The sequence below is a fragment of the Candidatus Desulfolinea nitratireducens genome (assembly GCF_982879505.1).
Window position 1 is genome coordinate 1 of record NZ_CEYOSI010000158.1, and the last position, 8,515, is coordinate 8,515.

An 8,515-nucleotide genomic window follows, 5' to 3' on the forward strand; every position below is an offset into this window, starting at 1 on the left:
GTCTCTCGAACATCATGTCCAGAAGCTGCTGGAATAGGTTCTCCATTAGGTCCTTCCGGGTTTACATAGATCAGACCCATCTGCACAGCGGCAAGCGGGTTTTCGAGATCGCGTTCACCAGTGTAACGCTTGTCACCAAGCCACTCGTTCTCGGCTCCCCAGTAGATGTCTTCTTCCGGTTCCCAAATATCTTCACGTCCGCCCGCGAAGCCAAAGGTCTTAAGACCCATCGACTCCAGCGCACAATTACCGGCGAGGATCATCAGATCGGCCCAGGAAATCTTGTTGCCGTATTTCTGCTTGATCGGCCAGAGCAGCCGCCGCGCCTTGTCGAGGTTGACGTTATCGGGCCAGCTGTTGAGGGGCGCAAAGCGTTGTGAACCTGAGGATGCGCCGCCGCGGCCATCACCTGTGCGATATGTGCCTGCGCTGTGCCATGCCATACGGATGAAAAAGGGGCCGTAATGACCATAATCAGCAGGCCACCAATCTTGCGAATCGGTCATCAAGGCATAGAGATCGTCCTTTAGGGCTTTTAGGTCGAGTTTATTGAATTCTTCAGCGTAATTGAATGCCTTTCCCATTGGATCGGACAGGGAACTGTTTTGGTGAAGGATTTTTAAATTTAACTGGTTTGGCCACCAGTCTCGGTTCGACGTTGAGGTACCACTGTTGCTCGCAGTGGGATTGTGATTTACGGGGCATTTGCCTTCGATACTCATGTGCATTATCTCCTTTTGATTACAGACTACTTTTCTCAATTATATCAAAAATGTATAATCAAGATATGAGCCCTTTTTGGAATGATTGAATACATCGAATAAGAAAAAATCCTCCCTTTTTAATAAATTCTCTAGCCAATCTCCCAGGGTGGTGTGCCTGCGCCGCCCGCACCTTTGAGCGATGCTCGGACATCTTCAGCAATATTTGGTAGTAAATCTGTTGTGGCTGAAAGCATCCCAAAGCAACCCGCGATCATCATATCCCCAAAAGGGACAGAAAAATAAGGGCGCAATGTGGGCGTAGACTCCCTCTCCCTAGGGGAGAGGGTTGGGGTGAGGGCACTCGAATACATACTCCGCCTAGGGCCTGTTACCACGACATCAAAATCTTCGCCGTTCAGGAGCATCGCTTCCTTATTGTAGATCAACGCCCCGTGCCCCATATCATTGAAGATGGTCTCGTGTTGGAGAGTCCCATCCGCTAAATTTTGTAGATAGCCTTCCAGTTTGGGCAGGTCGATCTCGCCGGTATGATGCTCAAAGACGCCCTCAATCCCTTTATCTCCCAGGCGAAATGCCAGGGTGTGGAAATTACCAATATTGGCGATGATCTTCTGCTTGCGCTGTGCCACGATGGGGTCAAATGTTGCACCCAAAACCGCGGCAGGGGCCGTATCCATGACGATGAGCGGGGCATCCACATCCCGGGCGGAATCAGCTACCGCTTGCAGGCGGGTCATGATCGGGGGAATATCTTTCGCCAAAAAGGCAAATGAAGATAAGGCATTCCGTTCTCGAATGCGCTCATCCAAATAGTCGAAACGAAATTGACGATCAGAGATATCGGGGGGGGCGGCACCGTGATCGAAGACCGCGACCGCGACCGCGGCGAGATCATCCAGTGAGACGCCGAAGCGGGCGAAGACATCGGTAATGGCGGGGAAATCGAAGTCTCGGAACTCAATCCGCTGTATGGAGGTCGGCAGGTTGGAAGCCTCATCGTCAGAGACGAGGATAATGCCCATTTCTGCGACGGCGTCAAGGTTATCGTCTAATGTTCTGGCCGCATTTTCTGTTGCGTAAACGGGGAAACCTGCCTTCAGGTGGTCATTGACCGCCCAACTGCTGGGGCCACCTCCCATTGTCAGACCGGTCAGCAGGATCGGGACTTGCGAGCGAGTCGCTTCCTGGATCCGCTTGCGTACCATCATCGTGGGCGAGGGCAGGACTAATTTGAATCCGTTCTCAATGTCGATCTGAGAGTCATACAGAAAAATATCCTGTGTACCAGTACCTACATCTACCGTTAAAATTTTCATATTATTTCCTGTGCTTTTATATTTCAACACCCAAAAAGATGCGGATCAAATATCCAATCCCAAAACTGAAGGCCGCGACGCTGAGACTTAATCCCGCCATTTCAATAAAGCGATCTTTGAAAGATTTATCCTGAGCGACCGAAATATAGTAATTGAAGACCGCGATGATAATCACGCTAGAGGTTAACGCCAACGCCAGATCGAGAAAGTAGTTATCGAAGAGCAGATAGGGCAGGATCAGGATTGAAACCGTGAAGATATAGGCAATACCCGTATAGATCGCGGCACGGATGGGATGTTTATCGGTTTTTTCGGAGCGGGTGGCAAGATATTCAGAGGCTGCCATTGAAAGCGATGCGGCGATGCCGGTGATCAGCCCCGAGAGCGCGATCAGCTCAACATTTTGCAAAGCCAGCGTAAGTCCTGCCAGTGCGCCCGTTAATTCGACGAGGGCGTCATTTAACCCCAGGACGACCGACCCGGCATATTGCAGGCGCTCTTCATCAAGCATTTCGATCAGAGCATCTTCATGTTTATGTTCATCTTCGATCCACTTGTCAATTTCGGGGACAAATTCACGAATCTGGGCGTAATTTACCTGCGCGCTTTTCTCGCCGCTCTCCATCAACTTGATGCCAAAAGTGAAGCCAAAAATTCGGCTGATCAGATAGTAAAACCAAATTGCCCATTTTTTGGGTTTCACATCTTCGTTGGTATATTCTTTCCACTCTTCATAATGCCCAAGCTCATCCTCGGCGATCTGGTTGATGATCCTTGCATTTTCAGGTTCTTTGATGCTTTTTGCCAATCGCTTGTATATATGATATTCAGTGATCTCATTTTGTTGAAATGCCAATAGCTGCTGGCGTATTTCATTACTGAGTTTCATTTTATCTCCTAATATCCTGACACTAAAAACAGTGAATACTGGTTTCTTAATCTTGATTGTACTACCAGCTATATGCTTTTAAATTATTATTTAATAACTTCTCTGCCAAACAGCTCTGATTAGCAGGTTGGGAATCAATCGTCTGGTTCACTGAAATTGTATTTCAACTATGCTAAAATAAAGCTGATGAAGAAAAATATACCCCCCTTCCTAAAAACAGCATCTTACAAGGCTCACCGACGAGATTTAATTTGGCAGATTCTTGTTCCCATTCTAATTGCGGCACTCTTCGTGATTGCGATCTCCGTAGTCGTGGCGACAGGAACCAACGCAACTGCCAGCCTGTGGGCAGATATCTCAATAATTTGGTTGCTGATCCCATTACTCTTTATTTCATTCATATTGCTACTCATATTGGGTGGCTTAATTTATGGGATAACGATGCTGATAAAAGCCACCCCGATCTATACACAGAAACTATATAAGTTTATTCGTCTTGTCACACAAAAAATTGAAAATGTGGCAGATGCAACTGCAAAACCAATCTTCTTTGTTGAAGGAATTTCAGCTGGTATCAAGAGATTCTTTCAACAAAAATAAGGGAGTTTAAGATGGCAGAAATTGAGAAAATTGATCATCCGGAAAAAAGTGGAATTTTGCTGATGGGCGCATTGATCGGCGCTTTGACCGGTCTTGGTGCAGCGTATCTTTTGACAAGAAACGCTGAAAAAGAGGGGGAGACCCTCTCCCTGACGAGCGGACAGGGGCTGAAGCTTGGCCTGCTGATTCTTGGTACCCTTCGTCAAATCATGCAGTTGGATGATGGGAAACCTAAAGGGAAATAGCGTTAGGTGTCTAACCCCATCATCTGGTGTCGAATTTTCGATGATCCAAGAAAGATAAGGCCTCAAACTTTTAGAGCAAGGCCCCGTTCCCACTAAGGGAACGGGGCCCTTTTTTAAAAAACTCTACAAACCAGCCCCTTCAGATATGCTCCCTCGGGGAAATTCAGTGCAATCGGGTGGTCAGCTCCCTGCCCCAGTTTCTGGATGATCTGTGCATCCACGTTTGCATCGAGGGCTGCGCCCGCTACGATCTTCTGGAAGAGAGATGCATCCACACCACCAGAGCAGGAGAAGGTGATCAAAATCCCGCCCGGGCGTAAAAGCTTGAAGGCCAGCAGATTGATATCCTTATAGCCACGAGTCGCCTTCTTGACCTGGGAGATAGTCGGCGCAAATTTAGGGGGATCGAGAATGATCAGATCGAAATCACGGCGCGAATCCCGGAATGTTCTCAGTTCTTTGAAAACATCTCCCTCGATCCATTCGTGGATTTCAGCTTGCTGACCGTTTAATGCGGCATTTTCTACCCCCAGCTTTAGTGCGTCTCCTGAGGAATCGATGGAGGTGACTGACCTCGCCCCTCCCGCCACTGCGTGGATGCTGAATCCGCCCGTGTAGCTGAAGCAATTGAGGACATCCCGTTCTGCTGCAAGCTGGCCGACTAAATGTCGGCTTTCGCGTTGGTCAAGATAAAATCCGGTTTTATGACCGTGTGCAATATCAACGTTGAATTTCAGTCCGTATTCCTGCAAAACAAGCTTTGAGGGTGGGTTGCCACGCATTGCGCCAGCGCGTGGTTCCAGTGCTTCGAGGTGGCGCACTTCCACATCCGAGCGTTCGTAGATGTCGGTTAACTCCGTCAATTCAAGAATCAGATCGGCGAGGGTTTCTTTCCAGTATTCAGCACCTGTTGTCAGGATTTGCATCACCAACACATCATCGTAGCGATCAACGATCAGGCCGGGCAGTCCATCTGATTCGGCGTGAACAAGCCTACATGCATCGGATCGTAGGGGTGGGGTAATCCCGTCCCTATGATTAATGGCGGAATCCAACCGGCGGCGCAGGAAATCTGCGTCCACGTCCTCATCAAGCCAGGTCCAGATGCGCGCACGGATATTGGATCGAGGGGAGTAGGCGGCTTTTGCCAGGAAATTTCCTTTAGCATCAAGCACATCCACAGTTTCCCCGATCCCGGGATTTCCTTCCACATGCCCAATTGCCCCTGAGAAGATCCAGGGATGACGGCGGAGAAGGGATTTTTCGCGTCCGAGGTGAAGGGTGATAGAGGGCATAAAAAAAAATAGGGGCAACCGGCTGGTCGCCCCTACGAGAGATGTGTTTTAGATAATCCCGATTTCTTTACCGGCTTCGGCAAGAACATCCAGGGCGTAAGCAATATCTTTGGTCGCATGTGCTGCGGTAACTGTCGCTCGCAGACGAGCGAGACCGTTAGGCACGGCGGGGGAGACGACGGGAAGAACGAAGAGGTCTTTGGCCTGGGCAGCGCCGGTCAGTTCATAAGCCCGCTCATCATCGCCACAAAGAACGGGAACAATGGCAGTTTCGGTGAGCATGGTGTCAAAGCCTGCGCTTTTAAGGCCGCCGATGAATTGTTCGGTATTGGCTTGTAGTTTTTCCAATCGCCATGGCTCATCGAGGATGACTTTGAAAGATTCCATCGCAGCAGCAGCCTGTGCCGGGGGTAAGGCAGCGGAGAAGATATAGGCCCGGCTGGCATGGCGGAGATATTCGATCATATCCCTTTTCCCCGCAACGTAACCGCCCACCGAGGGGATAGTTTTGCTGAGCGTACCCATTTTGATGTCCACCACGTCTCCGAGGCCGAAGTGTTCTTCAATCCCACGACCCGTTTTACCCAAAACGCCGATTGAGTGGGCTTCGTCCATCATTAGCCAGGCATCGTATTTTTCGCAGAGTTTGACGACCTTGGGAAGGTCGATAATGTCTCCGTCCATGCTGAAAACAGCATCGGCAATGACCAGTTTGGCTACATCTGAAGGGGCTTGTTGAAGGCGTTTTTCCAGGTCAGCCATATCGTTATGTTTGAAGCGACGAAATAGCGCGCCGGACATCATACAGCCGTCGACGATGCTGGCGTGATTGAGTTTATCAGAGAGAATCCAGTCGCCGCGTCCCATCAATGTGGAAATAACGCTCAAGTTCGTCGCGTAACCCGAGGTATAGGTTATGGCGGCTTCGGCGTGTTTGAAATCTGCGATCGTCTCTTCGAGTTCGACGTGTAAATCCAATGTCCCTGCCAAAGACCGGACACCATTTGTGCCAGTCCCGTATTTATCAACGGCAGCTTTTGCAGCAGCAGCGATGCGTGGATGCCCAAGCAAGCCTGCATAGCCATAAGATGCATACATCCCCATATTGCGCCCGTTTACGATCACGCGCGCATCGTCCAGGATTTCAGTGACGGCCATATTATAAAAATATGCGCCACGCGCTTTCAAATCGGCGGCGCGGTCTGTCATCGCCTGAATGCGCTGAGAGACTGAATCGGTGCCTTTTTGAGAGTCCATTATTAGCTCCTTAAAAAATCATTTTTACTATAATTTCTAACGCTACCATAACGGAATGTAGTGTAGTCGAGTGAGGAAAAACTGTCAATCAAGAGCTGGGAATATCGCTTAATGAGAGAAGTTCTTCCTCTCCAATAACCTTGACCCCCAATGCTTCTGCTTTGACCAATTTTGAGCCGGGATTTTCTCCGGCTACAAGATAATCAGTCTTTTTGCTGACGCTGCCGGTCACCTTGCCACCCTGTGATTGGATAAATTCCTTTACCTCGCTGCGGGTCATTTTTGGCAGGGTGCCGGTGACGACGAAGCTCAAACCATTGAATTTGCCGGGCGAGGCCTGTGTCGTGTTAACGGTAGATGTTGGCCAAACACCGGCATCATGCAGTTTGCCAAGCATTTGCTGATTAAATGGTAGCAAAAACCAATCCACGATCGCGGCGGCGATATTTGGGCCAATTCCCTCGATGGCCTCCAGATCCGTTTGAGGGGTTGCACGGAGGGCATCCAAATCCACATAATGCTGTGCTAGATCGGCTGCGACAGACTCGCCAACACCGCGAATCCCTAATCCAATAATCAGTCGATTCAAGGGTTGATTCGCTGAGATGCTAATTCCTGCAAGTAAATTATCCGCCTTTTTTTCCTTGAAGCCTTCCAGCGCGAGCAAATCTTCTTTGCGCAGAGTATAGAGATCGGCGACATCACCAACCAGCCCCTCCTCAACCAATTGCTCGACAATTTTGATGCCCAGTCCGGCGATATCCATCGCACCCCGGGAAACGTAATGTTCAATATTTCGGATCAGTTGTGCTGGACAAGCTGCATTGACACAATACCAGGCGACCTCCCCCTCGAGATGCTCGACGGGCTGCTCACAAGCCGGACATAGCGATGGGGGAATGTAGGGACGCTCTCCGCCTGAACGTGCTTCCGTTACCGGAGCGATGATGTAGGGAATCACTTCCCCTGCCCGTTTGACGAGGACGCTGTCACCGATGCGGATATCCTTTTCGGCGATGAAATCGAAATTATGGAGGGTTGCATTCCGAACGATGACTCCGTTAATTTCGACAGCTTCAAGCACAGCTTTGGGAGTCAGAACCCCCGTCCGCCCGACCTCAACGTTGATGTCGAGCAGTTGGGTTGTGACCACCTGCGATGGGAATTTATAGGCCACCGCACTGCGCGGGTCTTTACCGACAATGCCGAGAGAATCTGAGAGTGTGAGATCGTCAATTTTAATGACCATGCCATCTGCTTCATACGGGAGTTTATCTTTCGTTTCCTCCCAGCCTGAGACAAAAGAAATCGTTTCTTCTATTTCATCAAAACGCCGTGAGTCAGATGAGACAGGAAATCCAAGTTCGCGAAGATATTCCAGCCGCTCCCACTGCGAGGCGGGAACTTCGCCTCCCTCAGCGTGGACAATTTGGTAAATCAACAGAGTTAATGGTCGTGTGGCGGTGATGCGCGAATCCAGTTGGCGGAGTGCACCTGCTGCCGTGTTACGCGGATTCTGATAAGTCTTTTCTCCTGCTTCGGCCTGGCGCTGATTGAGAATTTCAAAGTCGGCATGGGTGATAAAAACTTCGCCTCGGACTACAAAGTATTCAGGGATTGAATACTGAGTACTGTTTACTGGTATTCTCAACGGAATCGCTTTGATCGTCCTTAAATTCGCGGTAATATCCTCCCCAATTTCCCCATCTCCACGCGTTGCACCCTGGACGAATAGGCCGTCTCTATAATGAAGAACGACTGTCAGACCATCAATCTTTGGCTCAACGGTGAACTGTGCCTCGCTGACGCGTTCATCCAGTTTCCGGATGCGTTCAACCCAGGCACGGGTATCCTCTGCGCCAAATGCATTTGCCAGAGATAATATCGGGGCAGGATGACGGACTTTCTCAAATTTATCGGAAGGAGGTGCGCCAGCACGTTGAGAGGGTGAATCGGCTGTGATCCACTCGGGATGCTCGGCTTCGATGGCTTTGAGCTCATGCAAAAGGCGATCATATTCCCCGTCGCTGATGATAGGCGCATCGAGGACGTGGTAGTGATAATTATGCTGGCGAAGTTCTTCACAGAGGGTGTCGAGGCGTTGATGAAGATCGTTCATAGTTGAATTATAGTCTGATTTATGAAAAGCCTAAACATAAAGGACACGAAGGGAAAAGCTCTTAAAACC

General features: G+C 49.6%; 8 protein-coding genes. 2 read left to right on the forward strand and 6 right to left on the reverse strand.

The genetic code is table 11. The annotated features are described in order from the left end of the window. From AC3DOM_RS12915 to AC3DOM_RS12925, 3 genes are all read right to left on the reverse strand, one after another. On the reverse strand, window positions 1–722 hold a 722-nt coding region (locus AC3DOM_RS12915), incomplete at its 3' end, for a peroxidase family protein (RefSeq protein ID WP_487919461.1). Between the two features lie 131 nt (window positions 723–853). After that, the gene (locus AC3DOM_RS12920) at window positions 854–2,041 is read right to left on the reverse strand and encodes a DUF1786 domain-containing protein (RefSeq protein WP_487919462.1); all 1,188 of its coding nucleotides are present in this window, start codon (window positions 2,039–2,041) and stop codon (window positions 854–856) included. Between the two features lie 16 nt (window positions 2,042–2,057). Further along, entirely contained in the window at window positions 2,058–2,930 is an 873-nt protein-coding gene (locus AC3DOM_RS12925) for a VIT1/CCC1 transporter family protein (protein WP_487919463.1), read from the reverse strand. A 186-nt stretch (window positions 2,931–3,116) separates the two neighbouring features. Here AC3DOM_RS12925 and AC3DOM_RS12930 point away from each other — a divergent pair, with 186 nt between their 5' ends. Further along, window positions 3,117–3,530, forward strand: coding sequence for a hypothetical protein (locus tag AC3DOM_RS12930; RefSeq protein ID WP_487919464.1), 414 nt, complete (start codon window positions 3,117–3,119; stop codon window positions 3,528–3,530). 11 nt (window positions 3,531–3,541) lie between these two features. Continuing rightward, window positions 3,542–3,775: a hypothetical protein gene (locus AC3DOM_RS12935; protein ID WP_487919465.1), complete on the forward strand. Its 234-nt coding sequence runs from the start codon at window positions 3,542–3,544 to the stop codon at window positions 3,773–3,775. Between the two features lie 113 nt (window positions 3,776–3,888). Here the strand turns inward: AC3DOM_RS12935 and AC3DOM_RS12940 are convergent, their stop codons facing one another. The 3 genes from AC3DOM_RS12940 to ligA all read right to left on the reverse strand — a co-directional run bounded on the left by AC3DOM_RS12940 (window position 3,889) and on the right by ligA (window position 8,446). Continuing rightward, entirely contained in the window at window positions 3,889–5,070 is a 1,182-nt protein-coding gene (locus tag AC3DOM_RS12940) for a class I SAM-dependent rRNA methyltransferase (RefSeq protein ID WP_487919466.1), read from the reverse strand. Between the two features lie 48 nt (window positions 5,071–5,118). Beyond that, window positions 5,119–6,327 carry an aminotransferase class I/II-fold pyridoxal phosphate-dependent enzyme gene (locus AC3DOM_RS12945; protein WP_487919467.1) on the reverse strand — a complete coding sequence of 403 codons (1,209 nt, stop codon included), beginning with the start codon at window positions 6,325–6,327 and terminating at the stop codon, window positions 5,119–5,121. Between the two features lie 88 nt (window positions 6,328–6,415). Continuing rightward, the gene (ligA, locus tag AC3DOM_RS12950) at window positions 6,416–8,446 is read right to left on the reverse strand and encodes an NAD-dependent DNA ligase LigA (protein WP_487919468.1); all 2,031 of its coding nucleotides are present in this window, start codon (window positions 8,444–8,446) and stop codon (window positions 6,416–6,418) included. Window positions 8,447–8,515: the final 69 nt, after the last annotated feature.